The 23,607-nt window shown below is 51.4% G+C and carries 25 protein-coding genes; 12 read left to right on the top strand and 13 right to left on the bottom strand.

The features are described from left to right. Positions 1-33 precede the first annotated feature (33 nt). Genes KZZ10_RS10755 through phnE form a run of 3 tightly spaced genes read left to right on the top strand, consistent with a single transcriptional unit; the run spans position 34 to position 2,457 of the window. Positions 34-840, top strand: a complete 807-nt coding sequence (locus tag KZZ10_RS10755; RefSeq protein ID WP_259661535.1) for a phosphonate ABC transporter ATP-binding protein — start codon at positions 34-36, stop codon at positions 838-840. Further along, positions 806-1,639: a PhnE/PtxC family ABC transporter permease gene (locus KZZ10_RS10760; protein WP_259661536.1), complete on the top strand. Its 834-nt coding sequence runs from the start codon at positions 806-808 to the stop codon at positions 1,637-1,639. Before KZZ10_RS10755 ends, KZZ10_RS10760 begins: the two co-directional genes overlap by 35 nt. Continuing rightward, positions 1,636-2,457 carry a phosphonate ABC transporter, permease protein PhnE gene (gene phnE, locus KZZ10_RS10765; protein ID WP_259661537.1) on the top strand — a complete coding sequence of 274 codons (822 nt, stop codon included), beginning with the start codon at positions 1,636-1,638 and terminating at the stop codon, positions 2,455-2,457. The genes KZZ10_RS10760 and phnE overlap by 4 nt, the downstream gene beginning before the upstream one ends. Here the strand turns inward: phnE and KZZ10_RS10770 are convergent. The 7 genes from KZZ10_RS10770 to KZZ10_RS10800 all read right to left on the bottom strand — a co-directional run bounded on the left by KZZ10_RS10770 (position 2,444) and on the right by KZZ10_RS10800 (position 10,007). Continuing rightward, positions 2,444-4,435, bottom strand: a complete 1,992-nt coding sequence (locus tag KZZ10_RS10770) for a transketolase family protein (protein WP_259661538.1) — start codon at positions 4,433-4,435, stop codon at positions 2,444-2,446. The genes phnE and KZZ10_RS10770 overlap by 14 nt on opposite strands. A 16-nt stretch (positions 4,436-4,451) precedes the next feature. Further along, positions 4,452-5,201 (bottom strand): SDR family NAD(P)-dependent oxidoreductase, encoded by a 750-nt coding sequence (locus KZZ10_RS10775; RefSeq protein ID WP_259661539.1) that lies wholly within the window; start codon positions 5,199-5,201, stop codon positions 4,452-4,454. Between the two features lie 49 nt (positions 5,202-5,250). Further along, positions 5,251-6,510, bottom strand: a complete 1,260-nt coding sequence (locus KZZ10_RS10780; RefSeq protein WP_259661540.1) for a TRAP transporter large permease — start codon at positions 6,508-6,510, stop codon at positions 5,251-5,253. Further along, entirely contained in the window at positions 6,507-7,049 is a 543-nt protein-coding gene (locus KZZ10_RS10785; protein WP_259661541.1) for a TRAP transporter small permease, read from the bottom strand. The genes KZZ10_RS10780 and KZZ10_RS10785 overlap by 4 nt, the downstream gene beginning before the upstream one ends. A 19-nt stretch (positions 7,050-7,068) precedes the next feature. Beyond that, positions 7,069-8,040, bottom strand: coding sequence for a TRAP transporter substrate-binding protein (locus KZZ10_RS10790; RefSeq protein ID WP_259661542.1), 972 nt, complete (start codon positions 8,038-8,040; stop codon positions 7,069-7,071). Between the two features lie 120 nt (positions 8,041-8,160). Next, positions 8,161-9,159 (bottom strand): transketolase family protein, encoded by a 999-nt coding sequence (locus tag KZZ10_RS10795; protein ID WP_259661543.1) that lies wholly within the window; start codon positions 9,157-9,159, stop codon positions 8,161-8,163. Next, positions 9,156-10,007: a transketolase gene (locus tag KZZ10_RS10800; RefSeq protein ID WP_259661544.1), complete on the bottom strand. Its 852-nt coding sequence runs from the start codon at positions 10,005-10,007 to the stop codon at positions 9,156-9,158. The genes KZZ10_RS10795 and KZZ10_RS10800 overlap by 4 nt, the downstream gene beginning before the upstream one ends. Positions 10,008-10,140: 133 nt before the next feature. Here KZZ10_RS10800 and KZZ10_RS10805 point away from each other — a divergent pair, with 133 nt between their 5' ends. Next, positions 10,141-11,046, top strand: coding sequence for a LysR substrate-binding domain-containing protein (locus tag KZZ10_RS10805; RefSeq protein ID WP_259661545.1), 906 nt, complete (start codon positions 10,141-10,143; stop codon positions 11,044-11,046). A 40-nt stretch (positions 11,047-11,086) separates the two neighbouring features. On the opposite strand, the gene KZZ10_RS10810 is transcribed toward KZZ10_RS10805, so the two are convergent. Then, positions 11,087-12,136 carry a zinc-dependent alcohol dehydrogenase family protein gene (locus tag KZZ10_RS10810; protein ID WP_259661546.1) on the bottom strand — a complete coding sequence of 350 codons (1,050 nt, stop codon included), beginning with the start codon at positions 12,134-12,136 and terminating at the stop codon, positions 11,087-11,089. Positions 12,137-12,313: 177 nt separating this feature from the next. On the opposite strand from KZZ10_RS10810, the gene KZZ10_RS10815 reads away from it, so the two are divergent. The 8 genes from KZZ10_RS10815 (at position 12,314) to KZZ10_RS10850 (ending at position 18,955) form a co-directional block, all read left to right on the top strand. Continuing rightward, positions 12,314-13,891 (top strand): AMP-binding protein, encoded by a 1,578-nt coding sequence (locus tag KZZ10_RS10815; protein WP_259661547.1) that lies wholly within the window; start codon positions 12,314-12,316, stop codon positions 13,889-13,891. Positions 13,892-13,912: 21 nt separating this feature from the next. Continuing rightward, positions 13,913-14,908: a Bug family tripartite tricarboxylate transporter substrate binding protein gene (locus KZZ10_RS10820; protein ID WP_259661548.1), complete on the top strand. Its 996-nt coding sequence runs from the start codon at positions 13,913-13,915 to the stop codon at positions 14,906-14,908. A gap of 30 nt (positions 14,909-14,938) precedes the next feature. Then, positions 14,939-16,108, top strand: coding sequence for a thiolase family protein (locus KZZ10_RS10825; RefSeq protein WP_259661549.1), 1,170 nt, complete (start codon positions 14,939-14,941; stop codon positions 16,106-16,108). Beyond that, on the top strand, positions 16,109-16,510 hold the full coding sequence (locus KZZ10_RS10830; protein WP_259661550.1) for a Zn-ribbon domain-containing OB-fold protein: 402 nt from the start codon (positions 16,109-16,111) through the stop codon (positions 16,508-16,510). Between the two features lie 359 nt (positions 16,511-16,869). Further along, positions 16,870-17,151, top strand: coding sequence for a type II toxin-antitoxin system RelE/ParE family toxin (locus KZZ10_RS10835; RefSeq protein ID WP_259661551.1), 282 nt, complete (start codon positions 16,870-16,872; stop codon positions 17,149-17,151). Between the two features lie 8 nt (positions 17,152-17,159). After that, a complete protein-coding gene (locus tag KZZ10_RS10840) occupies positions 17,160-17,480 on the top strand; it encodes a HigA family addiction module antitoxin (protein WP_259661552.1) in 321 nt (106 codons plus the stop codon). A gap of 111 nt (positions 17,481-17,591) precedes the next feature. Further along, positions 17,592-17,990, top strand: coding sequence for a cupin domain-containing protein (locus KZZ10_RS10845; protein WP_259661553.1), 399 nt, complete (start codon positions 17,592-17,594; stop codon positions 17,988-17,990). Beyond that, complete coding sequence (locus KZZ10_RS10850) at positions 17,987-18,955, top strand: Bug family tripartite tricarboxylate transporter substrate binding protein (RefSeq protein ID WP_259661554.1); 969 nt, start codon at positions 17,987-17,989, stop codon at positions 18,953-18,955. The genes KZZ10_RS10845 and KZZ10_RS10850 overlap by 4 nt, the downstream gene beginning before the upstream one ends. A gap of 48 nt (positions 18,956-19,003) precedes the next feature. On the opposite strand, the gene KZZ10_RS10855 is transcribed toward KZZ10_RS10850, so the two are convergent. The 5 genes from KZZ10_RS10855 to KZZ10_RS10875 all read right to left on the bottom strand — a co-directional run bounded on the left by KZZ10_RS10855 (position 19,004) and on the right by KZZ10_RS10875 (position 23,588). Next, on the bottom strand, positions 19,004-19,999 hold the full coding sequence (locus KZZ10_RS10855) for a Bug family tripartite tricarboxylate transporter substrate binding protein (RefSeq protein ID WP_259661555.1): 996 nt from the start codon (positions 19,997-19,999) through the stop codon (positions 19,004-19,006). A 13-nt stretch (positions 20,000-20,012) separates the two neighbouring features. Then, complete coding sequence (locus KZZ10_RS10860) at positions 20,013-20,501, bottom strand: VOC family protein (protein ID WP_259661556.1); 489 nt, start codon at positions 20,499-20,501, stop codon at positions 20,013-20,015. Between the two features lie 56 nt (positions 20,502-20,557). Then, complete coding sequence (locus KZZ10_RS10865) at positions 20,558-21,481, bottom strand: TRAP transporter substrate-binding protein (protein ID WP_259661557.1); 924 nt, start codon at positions 21,479-21,481, stop codon at positions 20,558-20,560. Positions 21,482-21,484: 3 nt separating this feature from the next. Next, complete coding sequence (locus tag KZZ10_RS10870) at positions 21,485-22,468, bottom strand: Bug family tripartite tricarboxylate transporter substrate binding protein (protein ID WP_259661558.1); 984 nt, start codon at positions 22,466-22,468, stop codon at positions 21,485-21,487. Between the two features lie 139 nt (positions 22,469-22,607). After that, on the bottom strand, positions 22,608-23,588 hold the full coding sequence (locus KZZ10_RS10875; RefSeq protein ID WP_259661559.1) for a Bug family tripartite tricarboxylate transporter substrate binding protein: 981 nt from the start codon (positions 23,586-23,588) through the stop codon (positions 22,608-22,610). Positions 23,589-23,607 lie beyond the last annotated feature (19 nt).

Genomic DNA, 23,607 nt, shown 5'->3' on the forward strand with positions numbered 1-23,607 from the left:
GCTGTATTTTCATCAAGCACTTTCGGCTCACAGATGCGTGTCAGACTCAGTCATGTAACAGGACATCATCCCGCCGCCGAGCGGGATGGAGTGCCTGCTGTTCGTGATCTGAACATCACGATCGAGCCAGGCGAACAGGTTGCAGTCATCGGTCCGTCCGGCGCAGGCAAGACAACCTTCCTGCAAGTCATCTGCGCCGCGATCAAACCGAGCGCCGGTGAGGTCTGCTTAGATGATACGGATATTTGGTCGTTATCCACAAAGCATCTGCAGGAGATTCGAGGACGTTTAATCTGTGCACCACAGGTTCCACCGCTCCCTCCGCGGCAACGCGTGATCACCTCGTTAATTGCGGGGGCACTCCCGGCAATGTCCTTGACGCAAAGCTTAGTGAATCTGATTTACCCGTTAAAAACCTCAGAGGCTTATCAAGCACTCGAAGCGTTTGATGTGCAAGACAAGCTCTGGAATCGTGTTGATCGTTTATCCGGCGGAGAGCGCCAGCGCGTTGGTTTAGCCAGGATATTGATGGCGCCCGCTTCGCTTTGGCTTATTGATGAGCCCCTTTCTGCTCTCGATCCCACACGGGCAGAGCAAGCAATCAATTCTTTAGTCGATCGCGCAGCCGCAAGAGGCGTCACGCTGATTACAACCTTGCACCAAGTCGATGTCGCTCGGTCAAAGTTTTCTCGCGTCATTGGACTGCGCGACGGTGCCGTGGCCTTTGATCTGCCGGCTGCCCAAGTCACAAATGGTGAGCTTTCAAAGCTTTACGCTCAACACGAGCACGAACTAAGCAGTCTTCATGTCCAGCACGACGCACTCTCCACACCTGCGTGACCCTGCGTGGCTTAGCCGCGTTTTTTGGGCAATGGCAGCCTTAGCTTTGCTCATGCCTGCGCTAGTCGCAACCGAATTTAAGCCTTGGATTTTTTTTGATCCTGACAACCTTAAAGTCAGCATACGTTTTTTGGCGGATTTTTTTCCACCTGCGCTTGGCTCTGAGTTTCTATTACTCGTTGTGAAAGAAACGTGGCGCACCGTCGCTATCGCCACAGCAGGCTTGACGCTCGCGATGATCTTAGCGATTCCCTTAACGATAGTCTCAACACGGATCCTGTCGATATCCGCACTGTCTGGTCGAATGCATTTTCTTCCCTCTTGCGTGCGACAGCTCGTTCGCTGGCTGCTTATTTTTTTACGAAGTATTCCAGAACTCATCTGGGCTCTTGTCTTCGTTCGCGTCGTCGGTTTAGGGCCTGCCGCAGGCGTGTTGGCCATTGGGTTGACCTACGCTGGAATGCTGGGAAAAGTCTACGCAGAGATCCTTGAAAGCGGTGATGCGCACAGCACCCAGTCGATCCTAAGAAATGGTGGCTCTCGACTCCAAGCACTCTTCTTTGGACTTCTGCCCCAAAACTCGGCTGAACTCACGAGTTACTCCGTCTATCGCTGGGAGTGTGCGATTCGCTCCTCTGCAGTATTAGGCTTTGTGGGTGCCGGCGGCTTAGGTCAACAAATGGATAATTCCATGAAGATGTTTAATGGCGGTGAAGTCGCGACCCTATTAATCGTCTTCATGCTGCTTGTCTGGCTGTCGGACTTACTAAGTGGCTATTTGCGGAAGGTCATGCAATGACCCGCGCTCACTTACCCGTCCACGCGCGACCTCGACCACCGATCCGCTGGAATAGCTCGATTTACTGGGTCCTCATCGGCATCGCCGTACTGATTGCACTCAGTTTTTGGACACTCGATTTACAGCTAGCGCGGATGCTCTCAATAGATAGCGCTGTGCGAATGGGAAAGTTTTTAGGTGAACTGCTGTCGCCAAACCTTGACCCGAAGTTTTTATCAAAATTAGGCATCGCGAGCCTTGAAACCTTGGCCATGTCTGCTCTAGGCTCCCTAATAGCCGCCGGTCTTGGACTCTTGCTTGCCTTGCCAGCAAGCAAGACCACGAACGGGGTAAAGTCTGCTTGGTATTCTATTACTCGGTTGCTCTTGAACGCCTTTCGCTCGATCCCTGAATTGGTCTGGGCGGCACTGCTTTTAATATCCGCAGGCTTAGGGCCTTTTGTAGGCACACTCGCTTTAGCCTTACACACGACTGGCGTGTTGGGGCGTCTCTTTGCGGAAGCCATCGAGAATGCCCCCCAAGGTGCGGCGCAAGCCTTGCGCATACAAGGCGTGAATGAAGGACGTATTTTTCTCTTCGCTACGTTGCCAACGGTTCTACCCCAATTGGTTTCCTATTCGCTTTACCGTTGGGAAAACAATATTCGCGCGGCAGCGGTACTAGGCGTTGTGGGCGGTGGTGGGCTGGGCCAAATGCTAGCTTTTCATATGGGTTTATTTCAGATGCGCGAAACCAGCAGCATCCTGATTGCCATGATCATTTTGGTTGTACTTGTTGACGCCCTATCCTACGTCGCCCGTCGACTCATGTCGCGATAGCACGAATAGCTAATGCAGCTTCAGTCACTTTTTCTGCGGTGATACCAAAGTGATCATAGAGTGCATCTGCAGGCCCCGACAAGCCGTAGTCATTCATACCAACAAAACTTCCGTGATTACCAAGATAGCGTTCCCAACCAAGCTTCACTGCGGCTTCGATCGCCACAGTCGTGGTACCAGGGCACAAAACCTCTGCGCGATAGGATGCTTGCTGACGATCAAAGAGCTCCCAGCAAGGCATAGAGATCACCGCCGTCGACAGACCTAAAGCTTCAAGCTGCTCACGCGCCTTTAAGGCAATGGCTACTTCGGAACCCGTTGCAAGCAAGCTTACTTGTCGCGGTAAATTTTTTCCTTCTGCCAAGACGTAGGCACCACGTGCGGACAGGTTATCGGCCGCCGCTGACGTGCGCACATGAGGGAGTGCCTGTCTAGAAAAAATCAAGGAAACAGGGCCTTGCTTATGCCTGAGTGCAGCCTCCCAGCATTCGACAGCTTCCACAGCATCGGCGGGACGCATCACCAACATGTGAGGCATCGCACGCAATGAGGCTAAGATTTCAACCGGTTGATGCGTGGGTCCGTTTTTTCCGATACCGATCGAATCGTGACTAAACACAAATTTGACCGAAAGCTTCATGAGCGCTGCATTGCGTAAGGCTGGGCGCATGTAATCTGAAAACGCTAAATACGTGACACTGACCGGTATGGCACCGCCATGAGCTGCAATGCCATTACACATAGACCCCATCAAGTGCTCACGGACTCCACAATGAATATAAGCCCCGCTTGGATTTGAAGCACTAAAGGCATCCAATCGTTTTTTATGATCAGTAGGTGCCTCCAAATCCGCGCAAGCCACGATACGCTCTGGCAAGTGATCGGTCAGGCAATCATTAATTGCGGCAGATAAATTGATGCCGCCGCGCGGGGGCTCAGCAAGAAGCTTCTCTTTCAACGCAGCGAGTGCAGACTCAAGCGCAGGCGGTAGTTCACCTCGCATCACACGCTCAAACTCTGTTCGTTTTTCTGGAGAGAGCGTCGCAACACGCGCAAGCCATTTTGATCGGCTCGACCGATTCACACTCGGGCTAGCCCTCCAGACACTTAAGATCCTCTCAGGGATCTCAAATTCTGGATCAGACCAATTCAAATCCTTGCGCATCTGCGCGGCATCCGCCTCAAAAAGCTTGGCACTGTGTCCACCGCGTTGCCCTTGGAGTCTTGCGAGTCCCTTAGCGATGGTCGTCCGCGCCAAAATAATCGATGGACGAGAATCTGCGCGTGCAGCAGTGATACAGGAAGACACCGCTTCCAAATCATGACCATCCACACGCTGAACATGCCACTGTGCAACCTCAAAGCGTTTAGCGACATCCTCACTGATCGATAACTCCGTGCTCCCATCATCTGTGATGGCATTGTCATCCATCAATAAAATCAACCGCCCTAGTCCAAGATGACCCGCGAGGCTAATCATCTCCTGACCGACCCCCTCTTGTAGGCATCCGTCACCGACAAACGCATAGGTAAAGTGGTCCACCAGATCGTTGCCAAAGCGTGCGCGCAAAAATGCTTCAGAGACAGCCATCCCCATCGCATTGGCAATACCTTGCCCGAGCTGACCCGTCGTGACTTCGATGCCAGCCTCAGGATCTAACTCAGGATGCCCGGCACAATGGGATCCGAGCTCTCGAAACGACTTGATTTGCTCAAGTGAAATTTTTTCGTATCCCGTCAAGTACAAGAGGGAATACAAAAGCATTGAACCGTGGCCATTAGATAGAACCACCCGATCACGATCCCACCATGTCGGGTAGGCGGGATCGTGCTTGAGATGCTTCAGGTATAACGCGGTGGCAATTTCCGCCATCCCGAGAGGGACACCTTGGTGCCCTTCCCCAGCGCGAACGATGGCATCAACAGAAAGGAATCGAATCGCGTTCGCTAGGGATTGAGGAGATGACGTAACAGTCATAAGACTAGATCGCAACTTAATGAATCAACATGCCACCGTTGACATCCAACGTAATGCCTGTGCAGTATTTCGATAAATCGCTGGCTAAGAACACGACACAGCCCGCAACATCATTCGGTTCACCGATACGATTCATCGGGATGTTCGACAAAATATCAGTCATGCGATCTGCGGGAATGAGACCTTTATTGATATCTGTTTCGATGAGTCCTGGCGTGATGCAATTCACGCGAATATTATCAACTCCGCACTCCCGCGCCATCGCACGTGCCAAACCCAGCACCCCGGCTTTCGCAGCAGAATAATGTGGCCCACCTAGAATTCCGCCACCGCGTTGTGCAGAGACCGACGACGTACAAATAATCGAGCCTTGCTTGCGCGCACGCATGTGCGGCAAAACTGCTTGGGACATATACAACGCGCCACGCAAGCTCACATCCAAGACCGCCTCGTAGTCAGCGGCAGTGATCTCCATCGTCTTACGCGGCTGAGTAATGCCTGCGTTATTAAACAAAATATCAATCTGCCCCATTTTCTCCATAACGGCCTTAATTGCCGCGTCACAGGAAGCCTTGTTCGTAACATCGGCGACAACACCCATATGCTGTTGCCCTAAGGTTACGGCCACAGAAGCTGGCTGTGCTTTGTCGAGGTCAAGAATGACAACGCGTGCACCCTGTGCAGCCATCATGCGCGCAGAAGCAAAGCCAAGCCCGTTGACTCCAGCACCACCAGTAATAATCGCCACTTTATCTTTTAACAGCATGTTTCACTACTCCGTCAAATGTCGTATTAATCAATAAAAAAGATTTACCTTAGTACATCGTTAAAGCTGGGAAATATGTCATCAACGTAAGCACAACAAGAGCGACGAGGTAGAAAGGCCCAAGCTCCTTCACAATCGAACCGATCGATTCCCTAGAAATAGCAGCCGCCACAAAAAGTGTGGTGCCAACTGGCGGCGTAAACAACCCAATACTCAGGTTGACTGCCATCATGATCCCGAGTTGAATCAAATCCAAGCCAATGGCGTTACCGATAGCGACGAACGTTGGCCCCAGCAGCAAGATGGCAGCCGGCAAGTCCAAGAACATACCCACCACAAGCATGATGATGTTCAACATCAGCAGGATAACGAGAGGATTTTTAAGCGTCTCCAGCGCCCACTCAGCCACCGCTTTTGGCACGGCCTCAACCGTCAGTACATAGCCAACGATATTTGAGGCTGAAATCACCAACATGACTACGCCTGTTGTCACTGCTGTGTGGACGAGAGCGTCAAACAGACGCTTCATATTGACGTCACGATAGATCACTAAGCTAACCACGAGCCCATAAAACACCGCCATCACACTGACCTCGGTCGGCGTCGCAATACCTGCTCTTAACAAAATTACGATAAAGAGTGGCATCAGCAGCGCAGGCAAAGCGTAGAAAGTGATTTTCGAAAACTCAACAGCAGTGACTTTGTTCATAAGCCTAGGGAAATTTCTAATCCGGCCAGACAAATAGCACACCACCATAAAACCAAAGCAAAGCATCAAACCCGGAACGATGCCCGCTAAGAATAGAGCCGCGATTGACTGATCGGATACGGTTGCGTAAATGATCAAAGGTATTGAAGGTGGAATCAAACCAGCAATCACCGAAGAGGATGCAATGGCTGCCGCGGCAAACGGTCCGGGATAGCCTTCCCTCTTTTGCCATGGAATCAACATCGAGCCTAGTGCTGACGCTTCTGCAACCGCAGAGCCAGACACCCCGCCAAAAATTGTTGAACCCACTACGCTGACTTGTGCCAACCCACCATGCATGCGACCTACCAACGCCGTCGCAAACTCAATCAATTTTTTCCCTAAGGTACCGCCCATCATCAAATTTCCCGACAGTACAAAAAACGGAATCGCTAGTAGCGGAAAACTTTGTGAGGGTTGAAATATTTTGACAACAATTGTCGCACTGGGCATCGCACCGACAGTAATCGCGGCGATGCCGGAGCTGACAACCAAAGCATATCCAACCGGAAACGCTAGCACGAGGAGCGCTAAAAAAATACCGAGCATTAGGAAAGTCATACACTGTCCTCCGGAGCAGGCGCACGCACCGATAACGGATCATCCGCAAGAAGCAGACGAAAGAAAGTTGTAATTCCAGTCAGACCCAACGCCACAAAACCAACGATGATTGACAGATATGCCCACTTTGCCGAAACCTTCGTCACGGGATAAACCTCTGAGCCCGTTATCTCGATTACAAACAAGCCCACTTGAGCCAAGTAAAAGAAAGTACAAATGATTACTACCTGAAGTGACATCAGCAGTACACGATTCAGATTTTTACCAAGAAATGCACGAATCGTTTCGACCGCAATATGCTTGCCATATTGGGCTGCAAGCACGATTCCACTCATCATTAGCCAAGGAAAAAGCAGGCTTGGTATTTCTGTCGGCCAGCCCATTCCCTGGTTAGTGACGTAACGCACAATAACTTCAGCCATGAGCGAAAGAAACATGACAACCAATGTGATCACAGCAATGATCTTACTGCTTACCTCGATCGTCAGATCGGTGATGTTAATCAGCGAATTAACTAAATAATTTCCTCGAGCGCTCATGGCAATCCCTTTAGATCAATTATGGCTTAGCGGCTTCTTTGACCATTGCATCAACTAGGTCTGGAAACGTTTTGCGCCATTTGTCGTAAACAGGCTTTGTTGCGGCGATGAACGGAGCTTGATCCACTGAGTTAAACGTGACGCCTGCGGCGGCTAATTTACCTTTCAAATCCGCATCGGCAGCAAGCGAAAGATCGCGGTTCAACTTAGCGGCCTCTGTCGCAGCTTCTCGCACTGCTTGCTGATCTTGCTTCGACAACTTCGCCCACTCAACCTTGCTGGCAAACAGAGGAGTCGCTTCATACTTATGACCGGTTAGCGAGATGAATTTCTGCACCTCAAAGAGCTTGGAAGAGAAAATGTTGACCAAGGGATTCTCTTGACCATCAAATACGCCCTGTTGCAACGCAATGTAAAGCTCAGAGAAGGCCAGTGGTGCTGGGTTCGCGCCCAGAGCATTGAAGATGTCTAAGGTGATTGGATCGGGTGGAGTGCGAATTTTGATCCCTTTCAAATCCTCAGGCTTGGTGATCGCACGCTTGTTGTTACTGGTGTGGCGAATGCCGTTATCCCACATCGCGAGCAATACTAGACCCTTTTTATCAGCCGCATCAGCGAGCTGTTTTCCAATCGGACCATCCACAACTTTATAGGCGTGCGGCAGATCTCTAAACAGGAACGGTAGGCCAAGCACCGCAAATTCAGGCACTGCACCGGACGTTGCGCCTTGGGAGTTAGCACTGAAAGCCAGGGTACCTAAGCGAAGATTGGTGATGGACTCCGCGTCATCTCCGAACTGAGCGTTGCCACCCACGTTGACTTTGACGCGTCCGTTTGTTTTTTGCGCGACGAGCTCTGCAAACTTATCTGACGCTACAGCCTTTGGGTTACCAGGCGCCGCATTATGAGAAAGGCGCATCACAGTTTGCGCAGAGACTGCAGATACCGATAGCGCTAACCCAGCGATTGCGACAGCGAGAAATTTTTTCATGTTGTGTCTCCAAAAAGTAGTTTTGTTATTACTTATACTGACCCTACAGGCTCAGCACGAAATAAGAATTAACTCGTTCAACTCGTAGTGTTTAAGACCCTCCCTCTTGACTCCTCCTGATTAAAGTTCATTTTTAATACGGTGCGACATTGATTCGGTTGAAATCCCGTAGCGGTCATGCAAGGTTGGTAATGCACCTGCGTCCAAAAATGCGTCCGGCAATGCAATCGACAAAAACTTCGGTGCTAGACGTGAGCGCAACAACAGACTCGCGATAGATTCGCCCAAGCCACCAATCACCGAATGATTTTCCGCAACGACCACGAGGCGATCAGCGCGTTTAACTTCCCGCAGAATTGTTTCTTCGTCTAAGGGCTTGATGGTCGGCACATGTAAGACACTTACGCCGACACTGTCTTTTTGTAATTGCCCAGCTACCTCTAGCGCACGCATTGTCATCATTCCAGAGGCGATAATCAGCACCTCTCTGCCTTCTCGCAAGAGCTTTGCTTTCCCTAATTCAAACTGATAGTCATACTCATCCAAGACAAGCGGCACATTGCCTCTCAGCAGACGCAAATAGACGGGGCCCGTGTACGCAGCGATCGCAGGAACAGCCTGCTCTATATCCAAGGCATCACAAGGATCAACAATGGTGAGACCTGGAATCGCGCGCATCATGGCAATGTCATCTGTTGCTTGATGACTAGGTCCATAACCAGTGGTCAGCCCTGGTAGGGCACCACAGATTTTCACATTCAGATTTTCTTCGCAAATCACCTGATGAATGAAGTCATAGGCGCGGCGCGTTGCAAAGACTGCATAGCTCGTCGCGAAGGGTGTGAGCCCAGTTTTTGCCATGCCGCCTGCCGCAGCGAGCAATAACTGTTCAGCCATCCCCATCTGGAAAAAGCGTTCTGGGTAGGCTTGCGCAAAGATATGCAAGTCTGTGTATTTACTCAGGTCAGCTGTCATCCCCACAATATCAGGGCGACTCTCACCAAGCGCGGCAAGGGCTTTACCGAAGGGTGCAGCACGCACGCGCTGACCTTCTGACGCAATCGAAGCAATCATCGCAGACGTCGTCAGCCGGGGCTTAGCTGGTGTATTGGCATTCATGGCCGCTCTCCACTTGCGTAGGCTGTATCCAAAATTTCCAACGCCTGTTGCCACTCGGGCGGGTCAACACGAATGAAATGGTTTTTTTCACGCGCCTCTAAAAATGGGACGCCCTTACCCATCAGCGTGTCACAAATGATCACGCGGGGTTTCTTTTCTGTCACGGCCCGCGCGACATCAAATGCATCGCGTACGGCAAACAAGTCATTGCCGTCGACGCGTTGTACATGCCACCCAAACGACTGCCACTTATCAACTAAGGGCTCGAACCCCATGATCTTCGAAGACGCGCCATCTGCTTGCTGGTTGTTGATATCAACCAGACAGATCAAGTTCGAGAGTTGGTGGTGGCTTGCGCCCATCGCCGCCTCCCAAGTCGCGCCCTCGTCCAACTCGCCATCTGACATCGAGTTATAAACAAAGGCTCCAATTTTCTGATGACGTAGACCCAGCGCCACGCCCACGGCAATCGCTAAGCCTTGACCAAGCGAGCCTCCGGACATCTCCATTCCTGGGGTATAGGACGCCATGCCAGACATCGGGAGACGACTATCGTCACCTCCATAGGTCTGCATTTCGTCTTCAGGAATGACCCCAGCCTCGAGCAGCGCAGCGTAATGGGCGATCGCATAGTGGCCATGAGAGAGCAGGAATCGATCGCGTTGCGGCCACTCAGGATCCTCGGGCTTGAAATTCATTGCATGACAATACGCCACGGCCAGCACATCGGCATAACCAAGTGCTTGGCCAACATAGCCTTGTCCCTGAATCTCACCCATCTGAACCGAGTAGCGCCGAATTCTGTAGGCGCTCTGCGCCAATGCGCGATCGGTTGGTTTTTGCTTCATGACTGTCTCCGTGCAGTTGCCTGAGTTTTCTCAGTGCTTGCGTGTTATGGAGCCATACTAGCAACTTGACAGAACGAAAACAAATGAATAATTTAGGCATATAGATGAATTAAATTCACCCAAAAAGAGAACAATGAGAAAGATCCCGCCACTTAAATCAGTGCAAGCTTTTGAGGCCGCCTCACGGCTCGGGTCCTTTGTAGCGGCAGCGACTGAGCTGCATCTCACCCCTTCGGCCATCAGCCACCAAGTACGCATGCTTGAGCAGCGCCTCGGGATTGCGCTATTTCACCGGACGCATCGAAGCGTCGAACTCACTGATATTGGGCGTCGCTATGCTGAGTCCGTCTCCGAAGCCTTCAGTCTGATCGAAGCCAGTACCCGCAGCATTGAGCGAGCAGGCAAAAGTGACATCTTGACGATTCATAGCGTACCTAGCATCGCCGCCCAGTGGCTCATGCCTCGTCTATCGCGCTTTTCTGCCATGCATGCCGACATCGATGTACGACTCAACGCATCCTCTGCGCCTGTTGACCTCGCAGCAGGAGAGGCCGATTTTGATATTCGCTATGGGAATTTTTTCCCAGATGCCGGCGTCATGGTCGAGCCCTTCCCAGCAGAAAGGATCGTCGTAAATTGCTCGACCTCGATGCTGCCAGGGCGTCGCTTGCCTAAAAAAGGCTTCACCCTAACGGGAAAAACCTTAATCCACACAGAGGTCAATCGATACACCTGGAGAGACTGGTCTAAGGATCACCCTGAGCACAGCATTGATCTCGAAAGAGGTCCTCGCTTCGACCGTTCATTTATGGCGATTAACTGCGCAGTGGATGCTCTAGGCGTTGCGCTAGAAAGCACTTTGCTGATCGAACGAGAATTAGAAAGTAAAAAACTCGTTCTACCGCTTGGGTTAGTCGGTCCACAGATCGTCTGCCATCAACTGACTTACCTAAAATCGAAGGGGCATATACAAAAGATGAAAGCCTTCCGAGAATGGTTGTTTGAAGAGCTCAACCAATCGATGACAAATCTTAGCTAGTAAGCCACGCGACTTACCCAACACGATCTAGTACAAATTTTTAAAATAGAAATACACCTTTGCCTGAGGTTTGTTTATCAAAAAGTTGATAGGCCTGCACGGCATCCTCGAATCCCCAGCGATGCGTAAAAAGTGCATCGACATCGACGCCTCGGTCAGCAACAAATCGTGCGCAGTCGCCTTGCCCAACAGTTGAAAACGTCCATGAACCAATGATCGTGACTTGACGCCGCAACATATCAGGGCTGACATCAATCGAGACGCTTCCACCCTCACCCACATAGCACGCCTTTCCCCAAGTCCGAACGCACTGAACGGCTTGTTTGCGAGCCGAGGCAGAGGAAGAGGCATCAATCGACGCATGTGCACCGAGCCCGTGCGTCAACTGCCTAATGGCCTGGACGGGATCATCTTTCAAGGGATTGATCACAGCATCAGCACCCAACTCTTGCGCTCGCGCCAAACGTTCTTCGCTGACATCCAGGGCGATGACGCGCGCTCCCATCGCATGCGCTAACTGCGTCGACGAAAGCCCTACCGGTCCTTGCCCAAAAATCGCAATGGTTTGATCGCCCTTTAAGTCAAGACGATTTAAGGCCCCCCACGCGGTCCCTGTGCCGCACGCAATTGCCGCCCCTGTTTCAAACGTCAACTCCTCGGGTAGTTCGACGATCGTACTGGCAGGACACTTCATGTATTTGGCATGTGCGCCATGGCCGGTCAGACCATAAATTTCTTTGACACCTTCGTCACAAAGCTGCATCCATCCCGTTGAGCAGTGGGGGCACGCTCCACACCCTCGGTAATGGTGCACCATGGCGCGCTGTCCTGCATAGGCACGCTTAGGGTTGACGCTGGCGCCAACCGCAACCACAACGCCGCAGGGTTCGTGTCCAGCGACGACCGGCGGTGCGTCGTTATAGCCAAGTGCCTTGAGCCCCTCGCCGCGGGGAGCGCGATAAAACTTAAGATCGCTGCCACACATCCCAGAGGCCTTGATTTCCAGCACCACCTCATCGTGACCCGGCGTCGGATCAGGGAAATCGAGATACTCAATTTTGCTATTGCCTGCAAATACGATCCCTTTCATTGCTTTTCCCCTCGGCATTCAGTCTTATTAAATTTAGTTTTGTTTGCGAATACTAATGATTGTAGAGAATCATACAACCCCAGCAGAGCAACACTTGCCAATCGATTGGTAGTCAGTTACCTTTTGCTGCGGAGACACTGCTCTTAAAACAATCGCACCACAACAATAGAGTTCAACATGAAAAATTCTAGTGAATCGCTACTAGACAAGACCTACTCTGGCCCCACGATGGGCAGCATGATTGTAAATTTGCTGAGCCGCTACCCGACGCGCTCAGCCTTCGTCAATCCTGATGGCACGCACATCACCTACGAGACCATCGCACGACGAATCGCTTACCTGTTGCAGCGCTTTGAACAGTTAGGGTTAAAGCGCAGCGACACCGTGGTGCAGATGTGCGGCAATCGAGCAGATGTTTTTGTCGTGATGGCGGCTTGCTATATCGGCAGCTTCAGATCTGTTGCGCTGCAGCCTCTCGGTGGTATTGAGGACCAACTCTACATCTTGAATAACTGTGAAGCCAAGATACTGATCGTAGACGAGGCTCGGTCACAACGCGCCCACGAACTGAAGCAACGCTCCACACAAGTATTCGATATTTTTAGTCACGACACCGGCCCAGATGCAACAGGCATTTGGGATGACTTTGACCCCGCGATCAGCTCAATCTTGACTGACCTCAGCGAACCCGACGATATCGTTCGTTTGATTTATACAGGCGGTACAACAGGCAAATCGAAAGGGGTGATGGGTACGACCTGTTCGCTCGCAACCAATGCGCTCTTTAGAATGGCGGGTCACAATTGGGTCGATCTGCGCCTACTGTGCTCCACGCCCCTATCGCATGCCGCCGGCTCAATGATTGTCCCCGTGCTTTGGCATGGCGGCACGATCGTGCTTCATGATGGCTTCGACCCAGACAGACTTATTATTGATGTTGAAGCCGGAACTGCTAACGCCTTGTACCTAGTTCCAACCATGATCTATCGCCTGCTTGATCATCCCAAGAGCAGTCGTTTGGCCAAAGCAGGCCTGCGCATGCTGATGTATGGCGCAGCACCCATTTCGCCGCCAAGGCTTTTACAGGCCAGGCAGCTCCTTGGCCCTATTTTGATTCAGCACTACGGGCTCACTGAAGCACCTAGCACCGTACTGAGCTTGTCCGATGTTGATCACTTAGATGATTCCTTGCTTGCTTCGGCTGGAAAGCCATACCCCGGAGTCACCGTAAAAATATTAGACAACGACGGGCACGAAGTCCCTCGAGGCACGGTCGGTGAAATTTGCATTCGTGGCGACCTGGTGATGAAAGGCTACTTTAAAGAACCAGAGCTCACAGCGCTTGCACTCAGGCACGGATGGCTCTACTCAGGCGACCTGGCCTATCAGAATGAGCGTGGTTATTTCTTTATCGTTGATCGTGCAAAAGATATGATCATCAGCGGTGGCTTTAACGTGTATCCCAAAGAAGTAGAAGATGTCATCGCCTCTCACCCTTCTGTCGCCTCGGTTGCCGTCATTGGCATCCCAGATGCAGACTGGGGCGAAGCGGTTAAAGCAGTCGTCGTACTCAAAGCGGGTTGCGATGTGTCTGCACAAGAACTTACCCAAAGAGTGAAAGCGGCAAAGGGTGCGGTCCAAGCACCTAAGACAGTGGATTTCGTCGAGACACTGCCCCTGACCTCTCTTGGAAAGCTAGATAAGAAAGCGTTACGCGCTGTGTATTGGAACGACAAGACACGCAGCATCAATTAAACCAGCACCCTTGCGGAGAGCATGATGACTAATCGACCATTCAAACAGTTTTTGGCTCTACTCACGCTATGCATCAGTCCTGCGATCGGCATGACGCAAACCTATCCGGATCGACCGATCAAGATGATTGTTCCCGCACCCGCAGGATCCTTTGCTGACATTATCGGTCGAGAGTTCGGCACACGCTTGTCAAAAAAACTTGGACAGCCTGTCGTGATCGATAACAAAGGTGGCGCAAGCGGCGCGATCGCCTACTCTGCTGCGGCCAAATCACCCGCGGACGGCTACACCATTTTGGTGACCAACACCGGCCCCTCTGCCATCAATCCAGAGTTGTTTCGCAAAAAAGGCCTCACCTACAACCCGATCGCCGATCTAGAGCCTGTCGCCCTCATCTGTCTGACGCCCGTTGCGCTGCTTGTCAAAGCCGACTCACCCTGGAAGTCGGTGGCGGATATTGTTAGTTTCGCAAGCAAGAACCCAGACAAACTATCGTTTGGTACGACCGGTAGTGGTCAGTTGAACCACTTGTCGGCAGAGTATCTGAATTCGGTGGCAAAGATACGCACGACGCACATCCCCTACACCTCGGGCCCTGCAGCCATTACAGACTTGATAGCCGGTCGGATTGATTATCTGTTCTATCCACCCGCCAATGGCAAACCGATGATTGACGACGGTCGCTTACGTGCTCTCGCGGTCACCACTATAAAGAGAACGGTTGCGTTACCTTCGGTGCCCAGCCTATCTGAACAGGGATACAAAGAATTCGATCTCAGCGCTTGGTTTGGTCTTGCCGTGCCCACGGGAACGCCTAACGATATCGCTCAAAAACTATGGACGGTATCAAAAGAAATTGCCTCAGATCCTGAGTATGTAGCGAGACTGACTCAATTGGGTATTGACGATGTTCTACATTGGCAAAAAATGTCACGCGCCGAGTTAAAGAAGTTTCACAGTGATGAAGTCAATCGCTGGGGCGCTATTGTGAAGCTCGCCGGCGCCAGTGCTGAATAATTTTTATTTTTTAACAGAGTGGTTGAAAGCGTGAAGCGAAACGATAAAGCCTATATAGCGGGAATTTTTGAGCATCCAACTCGACATGCTCCAGATAAGTCGCTGGTTCAACTGCATGCAGAGTGCGCCTTGGGGGCATTGAAAGATGCTGGCCTAAGCCCTAAGGATGTTGATGGATTCTTTGGTGGGCGAGATATCCCAGGCTCTAACGCAAACTGGTTCATTGATCACATGAATCTGAAGCTTCGCCACATCGACTCAACTGACGCAGGTGGCTGCTCTCCATTAATTCATGTTTCACATGCGGTAGATGCCATTTCGTCCGGGCGCTGTAACGTTGCACTCATCATCCTCGCTGGTAGACCGCGTAGCGAGCAGATGAAAACAGGCACCGCACCCAGACCTTGCGAGCCAGACCGCCCTGATGCACTGTGGGAGGCGGGTTACCGCCCCACCATATCGACAGCCTACGCCATGATGATGTCTCGGCACATGCATGAGTACGGCACCACCTTAGAACAGCTGGCATGGATCCGTGTTGCCGCATCCGAGCATGCCAAGCACAACCCGAATGCCATGTTCAACAAACCCGTAACCGTTGACGATGTCATGCGTTCTCCTTTAGTGGCGTCGCCTCTGCGCAGAATGGACTGCTGTGTCATTAGTGATGGTGGTGGTGCGATCGTTCTAGTGAGCCCTGAAATTGCCAGATCACTCAAGAATCCGTTGGTGCGTGTGATTGGGTCTGGCCATACCGTACACGGCCAAAACGGCGGCTACTCGTCCTTGACCACAACGGGCGCTTCCGTCAGTGGGCCAATCGCTTTTGCCGAGGCGGGTGTTACCGCCAAAGATTTTAAGTATGCCTCCATCTACGATAACTTTACGATCATGGTGCTGATGCAACTGGAAGATCTCGGCTTTTGCAAAAAAGGCGAAGGCGGAAAGTTTGTGGCAGATGGCAAACTGATCTCTGGGAACGGGCCCCTTGCCATCAATACAGACGGCGGCGGCCTTTGCAATAATCATCCAAGCAACCGTGGTGGCATCACAAAGCTCATTGAGGCGACGCGTCAGTTGAGGGGTACCGCCCACCCTGCCGTACAAGTCAAAAACTGCGATCTGGCGTTAGCGTCTGGCCCTGGCGGTTTCATCGGCACAGGTTATGCCCACGCCACTGTCGTTCTTGAGAGGCTCTAGATGAGTAACGAACATATCACCCTGCATACGCAAGCCCTGGCAGCTAATCCCGATCTCGCATTTTTCTGGGAAGCCACAAAAAAAGAGAGCATGCTGCTGCCGCATTGCGCCGACTGCGGCAAAACGCATTGGCATCCGCGACTGTTCTGCCCTTTTTGCTTCAGCAACAAGCTCGAGTGGAAAGAGTCTGCCGGCAAAGCAACGCTCTACGCAGCAACGACACTGAGCAAGGCCTCAGAGCCATACATCGTTGCGTATGTCGAGTTAGCCGAAGGGCCTTTAATGCTTACCAATATTGTCGACTGCTCGCTGGACGATTTGCAAATCGGTGCCCCGTTAACGCTGACGTTTTCACCGATGAGTTCAGGGCATTTCTTGCCGGTCTTTCGACCGAAAAAATGAAGTTCTCGTAAGCTCGGGGGATATTCGGCTTTTCGAGCGGTTAGCTCGGGCATTCCAGCCTAGCGCCTCGCTTCCATTCGACCGTATTTGTGCTGATACGTCTGCCGATACGTCTGCCGATTTTAATTGTTATTTATCAATTACTTATTAACATTTTTTGATAAAAATTGCCGATCTAGTAAAGAGGTGAGTCGCTAACACCATCCCCCTCGATAAGTGACCAATTTGTCCGATTCGAGGATCCCATCATCGGCCAAACAAAGTAATAATCAAAAAAATCGAGTCGATTCATCGGCTCAACAATAGATACCCAGCACATTAAATCGTTTTGCAAAGCGTAACGCTACACGATACAATTCATGATTAAATCTTTTATACATAAAGGCCTAGAAAGTTTCTTTGAAACCGGTAACAAATCTGGGATCCAAGCCGTGCATGCCTCTCGCTTATCGCGAATGCTCGCCAGGCTAGATCAATCAACAGCAGCCAATGATATGAACCTGCCGGGATGGAAACTTCATCCACTCAAAGGCCGAGATCTAAAAAAGCACTTTTCAGTGTCGGTCAGTGGGAATTGGCGAATGACCTTTGCCTTTGAGAAAACTCACGCTGTATTGGTGAACTACCAAGACTACCATTAGGAAAAAAAATGACACGCATGCACAGCCCACCACACCCAGGATTAACGATTCGAGATGATGTGCTGCCGGCGTTGGGATTGAATGTCACACAAGCTGCCGCGCAGTTAGGCGTCTCACGTGTAGCCTTTTCACGCATGATAAATGGTCATGCTGCTATCTCGCCCGAGATGGCACTCAGGATTGAGGCATGGCTTGGTGTCGAAAGAGGTGGGGAGGCCCGACTATGGTTGGCGGAACAATCCGCTTATGACATGTGGCAAGCCGCTCAACGATTCAAGAAAAAGCCAATGAAGGTTACGCCGGCACCTGCTTTTCAGACGCTCAGTTAATAGCAGATGCCAGGCAAAAAGGTAAAGTCCCTAGCAAATTAATCACTCCCGCTTCAAAGTAAGCGCATAGAATATAAAAAACATAAAGATGAACCACCTTAGGAGACATGTATGACCAGCAAGCGCTATTTCATTAAAGAATCTGACGTAACACCTTATAGTCCTGCCAATCATGGTGACACGGTTAATCGTCGTTTGATTGGCCCGGAAACAGTGGGCGCCCAACAACTTGAGGTTTTACTTGGTGTGGTGGGTGGTGCGCTCAACGCCGAAGGCGGTGGCGCATTGCCGCACCGTCATCCGGGGATTGAGCAGGTGTGCTACATGCTCTCGGGGCGTGCGCGTGCCGAAGTCGGTGGCCAAGTGTGTGAGCTCAATCCTGGGGACACCTGTTTTTTCCCGGCGGACGCAGTGCATTCCTTTACGCGCATCAGCGAAGAACCCGTACGCGTCTTGGTGATTTACTCGCCTCCTTATGTCGAATCAAAAGAAAAAGGTGTCGCCGCATGAAGAAACTTTCCTTATGGATAGCTAGCGCGGCGATAGGCATTGGGTTATCGCAAGCGGCCGTCGCACAATGGACGCCGACCAAGCCCATCAAAATGGTGGTGCCGTATGCCCCAGGCGGTGCGGCTGACTTAACCGCTCGTTTAATGGCAGAGCAACTCGGCCTTGCGCTTGGTCAAACCGTGATTGTCGAAAATAGAGCGGGCGGCGGCGGCATTATTGGCGCAGACGTCTTAGCAAAAGCAGTGCCAGATGGGTACACCATTAGTTTTGGTTCTGATCCGCCTTTCACGATTAACCCGCACCTGCAGAAAGTTCCCTACGACCCGCTCAAAAGTTTTGCGCACGTTAGTTTGGTCGCAAACTTACCTTTGGTCTTAGTCGTCAACCCACAAAAAATGCCAGTAAAAAACGTGGCAGAGCTTGTTGCGTTAGCCAAGGCTAATCCGGGGAAATTCACAATCGCTTCGTCGGGGAATGGCTCTTCTGGTCACTTAGCCGCGGAACTATTCAAGCATGAAGCGGGCATCAGTCTTGTGCACGTCCCCTACAAAGGGCAAGCCCCCGCTAATACCGACATGATCAGTGGTCATGTGGATGTGACATTTAGCTCTATCGGCGCGGCCGCACAGCACTTTACCAGTGGGCGCTTAATTCCCTTGGCCGTGTCGACAAAAGATCGGTTCTCTGGGCTGCCGAACGTTCCCGCTTTAGCCGAAACTATTCCTGGCTTTGATATCGGTGTTTGGTTAGGTCTGACTTACCCCGTGGGCACGCCACAGGCGGCGATTGATCGCATCAATCAAGAGTCCGACAAGATTTTAAAAACACCTGCTGTCATCCAACGCTTTGAAAAACTGGGCTACGTACCGGTGGGTGGCAAGCCCGAGGTGCTGACCAAGCGCGTTGAGACCGACTACCGAACTTTTGGCGATTTAATTCGCACTAACAACATCAAAGGCGAATAAGCAGAAGGGGTTTACCGAACATCCTAAACCCCTTCCCTCGGCGAACCTCTAGTTAAGCTTGATATTGCCATTCTTAATGACGTTCGCCCACTTTGTCAGCTCAGCAGGCACGCGTGCCTGTGCCGACTCCGTTGTACCGCCTATCGTGATGATGCCAAGCGTCAACAGCTTTTCCTTCACATCGGCCTGCTGAAGGACGGCATTGGTCTCGCGGTTGAGCAAGGCGACGATATCGGCAGGCGTACCGGTGGGCACAAACACGGTGTAGTTCGTGGCCGTTTCATAGCCAGGCAATCCCGCCTCGGCCATCGTTGGCACATCAGGCAACATTGGCACTCTTGTACGTGTCGCAACAGCCAAGGCGCGAACCTTTCCTGACTTGATATGCGGCAAGTGTGCGGGCATGCTGTCGACTGACATCTGTACACGCCCAGACATTAGGTCAGGTAAAAACTGCGTAGTACCTTTATAGGGTACGTGCACAAGATCGACACCGGCCATCTGCTTAAACATCTCGGCATTGAGGTGCTGTGAGCCTCCCACTCCCGATGAGGCATAGCTCAATTGCCCGGGATTCGCTTTGGCGAACGCAATCAGCTCTTGGAGATTCTTAACCGGCAAGTCGGCATAGACGACCAAGCCCACTGTACCAAAAGCGACTTCGACAACGGGTATGAAATCGCGCTTCATATCAAACCCAAGATTCTTGTGCACGTGTGGCGCAATAGCGTAGTCCGTAATGCTCCCCAACATAAGGGTGTAGCCGTCTGGTGGGCTCTTGGCAAGCGCATCCGCGCCGATCGTGGCACCAGCACCGGGGCGATTCTCAACTGCGATGGTTTGTCCGATACGCACCGAGAGGCGCTCGGCTACGAGACGCGCCACGGTGTCCACCCCACCGCCGGGCGGATACGGCGCAATCATCTTTATTGGCTTGTTGGGATAAGACTGCTGCGCGAACGCACGCACTGACGTACCTAGCAGTGGCGTACCAGAAATCACCGCAATAGCAGAGATCAAACGACGACGAATTAATTGAGACATGGAACACGCTCCTTTAGTTTGACTTACCCGTATCCGTCCAAGCGGGGACACGCCCTAGCTGCTCAGCTTCCGACCAAGCGAAGTTGAGCTCTACTTTTATTCCATTAATGGGTTCGCGCATAAAAAGTTGATAGAGGTTTGAATTGTGGGCCTTGCGCTCACTGAACTCGACACCATTGCTGGTCAAACGCTCGACAAACTCAGCCAAGCCATCGCAGTTAAAGCAAATGTGATCGATACGCCCAGAACCCAGCGCACCTGCGGCAGAGTAGTCCACATCCTTTTGGTCGCTCGGCGTTTGCAAATAGGTATTCTGATGTGCAGAGTGCCTAGCCTTACCGATATGTAAGACATCTTGCTCACCGATATAGAGCCAGTACACCGGGAACCCGAAATCAGGGTGAAACCCATTTGTGAAACCTAGATTTGTACAAAACCAGTCACGCGTGCCTTCGGGATCATGCGTCAGGATGAGTGCGTGTTCTAAAAATCTTAAGCCCATTTTCTTTCCCTATACAAAGCACGTTCATTCAAATGAATACTTACCATTCAATCCCGTTACGCATCAAGATAGTGTTGCACCATTGGCTTAGATAATGTTTGGCGCTCTCGTTCAATAATATGAGCCGTGACACTTCGCATTGCTCCCATGTCGAGATCTGAACTCGATGTGATTTGAACACCTCTTTGCGCTAGCTCAGTGAGCAATGCGCTATCTTGTTGCGCTGCAAGGGTACGTTGCTGTTGCGTTGCCCTTGCAGCCGCAGCGTCTACCGCATGTTGCTGCTTTGCCGACAGACTATCAAACCATTGTCGATTGCAAACGAGCAAGAGCACACCAAAAAAATGGCCGGTTAGGCTCACATAAGGGTGGTTCTCATAAATCTTGAAGTTGTTGTAATTGGTAAGCGGATTCTCTTGCGCCTGAACTTCACCGGACTTCAGCACCCGCTTCAATTCACTGACATCCGTTGTGACCGCGGTGAACCCAAGTGCATTTAAGGATTCACGATAGATTGCACTGTCCAGTGTGCGAATCTTCAACCCCTGCATATCAGTAGGCGTACGCAAAGATCGGACCGAGTTAGAAATATGTCTAAACCCGTTATCCCAAAACCCCAATACCTTGAAGCTTGAGTTTTGTCCGAGCTGATCACTTAACCACTGCCCAGCCGAATGATCTAGCGCGGCCAAGGCAGCCTCACGATTTTTCACGGTGAATGGCAAATCAAGCGCGGCTAAGTCACTTGCGTAAGCCGTCAAATAGCCTGATGCCGCATAACAGATTTGCCGAGTACCTAGATTGACGCTTTGGAATAGTTGCCCAGCCGTTTCACCCTGCGCTGTGACGTCAAGTGCTGTGGTGATGGGGCCAAAGAGCTCGCAGGCCTTAAGTGATTGCTCAAGGGAGGTCAACGAAGCACTTAGTATCGACCCACTCCCCTGATAACCGCCTAGGCTAACTGCCGCAAGGTTCGACATCGATCAACCGCCCTTAATATTTGCATCCTTGATGATGGTTTGCCACTTAACGAAATCATGTTGCATGATTTTACTAAGTTGCTCAGGCGATTTAGGCCAAGGATCCAAGCCGGCATTCGACATTTTCTGTTGAATCGCAGGATCATTGACGACGCTCTGTGTCTGCTTACGAAGCTCGGCTAAGGCAGCAACGGAAATCCCTTTCGGTGCGAACAGAGCAATCCAAGAGGAGTAGTCATAATCCTTCACACCTTGCTCAATCAGCGTAGGAATGTCTGGATATTGTGGATGACGTTCGGTGCCGCAATAGCCGATCAAACGAACGCGCTTGTCTGCCAAAAACGGTTTCGCCAAAGACAACGCCATGGGCATGACCTGAACTTCACCTGAAGCGACTGCAAGCGTCGCTTGGCTCGCACCACGATAAGGCACGTGCGTGAGCTTGACCTTTGCATAGGCACTGAACATCTCAGCCGCCAAATGCTGCGGACTACCAATGCCACCCGAGGCGTAATGAATACGGTCCGGCTCTTTACGCGCGAGCTGCACGAGATCCTGAATATTATTAATTGCAGAGCTGCTCGGCACCGCAAAAAAGGTCGGAATATTCGCAAGCCCGGCAATGGGCTCAAACTCTGTGAGCGTATTGACCTTAACGTTTTGCGGTTGCAGATGGGGCAAGATCGTCAAGATGCTGTTGTTCAGCGCAGCTAACGTTTGACCATCTGGCTTGGCTCGCGCCATCCGATCCAAGCCAACAATTCCGCCAGCGCCCAGAACGTTCTCAACAACGAAGTTAGTATCCATAGCTGTCGACAGTGCTGCGGTCACATAACGAACCGCAACATCAGATGCGCTTCCCGCTTGAAGGGGAAGCACCACTGTCACCGGATTACCAAAGACATGCTTTTGAGCGATGGCCAAGGTAGGCCAAAGAGCCGCACCGAATGTTGCTGCACCGAATTTTAGAAAAGCTCTTTTTAGCATGGTGCCTCCGGGCGCCTGAAACGGCTAGATAATAAATCTATTCTCGTGCATTGAATTTACTCTGTTTTATAGCGAGCAACAACCACCCATCCTGCACCGCATCGCCATCACTGAGCCAAATCAGTTGAGACAACTCACCCTAATCGATCTGCAACTTCAAATCCCCAATCAACCCGCCCCAGACTCGCGCTTCGCTTTCGGCGCGCTTCTGAATATCCGCAGGTGTGCCAGGAATCGGGAAGAGGAACTGGTCATTGAGTTTTTGCGCGATCGGCGGATCCGTTAGGAATTGATTAACCGCTGCAGAGATTTTTTTGGTCACCGCTGCGTCCATTTTTGCTGGGCCAATCAAGGCATACCAACCAGGAAGCGCTGGCATGTTCGGCGCCAGCTCTTTCAGTAGCGGCACCTCTGCCAACTGAGCGGAGCGACTTTCACCGGACTGCGCTAGGGCAATCACCTTGCCCCCTTTGATTTGGCTCAGACCTGTCGCGGTCGTGACAGTCATCAAGTCAGCCTCACCGGCAACCACAGCCATCAAGGCAGGTCCTGAGCTCTTGTAGGGAATATGGCGGATCTTGATGTCGGATCGCAGGCCAATCATTTCACTATAGAGATGGGTGGAGTTCCCGACGCCGGCACTTGCAAACTTTACGACATCAGGCTCAGCCTTCGCCTTCTTAATCAGATCACTCCACGATTTGATGCCACTATTCACGCTTGCTACAAGAACAAAGCCAGCATCGGCAACCGGAGAGATGAACGTGAAATCCTTCAAGGGATCAAACGGCACGTTCTTGTATAGAAATTGGTTGAAACTCACCAAAGAAACGCTGGTAAGCATAAGCGTATAGCCATCGGGCTGTTCACGCTGCACAAGCTGCGAGGCGATGATGCCATTTGCGCCGGGTTTGTTATCGACGACAACAGATTGCTTCAAAGATTTCGACATATGCTCAGCAAGCATGCGCCCCACTAAGTCAGCACCCGAACCTGGCGCCTGCGGAATCACGAGCTTGATCGGACGCGACGGGTACTCCTGACTATTTGCGAGATTCACAACAGTCGCGGACCACACACACAGAACAGACGCAAACAAACGACGGAATACATTTTGCATTTAAGTCATCCTAACAAGT

The sequence above is a fragment of the Zwartia hollandica genome (assembly GCF_019923725.1).
Classification (GTDB): Bacteria; Pseudomonadota; Gammaproteobacteria; order Burkholderiales; family Burkholderiaceae_B; genus Zwartia; species Zwartia hollandica.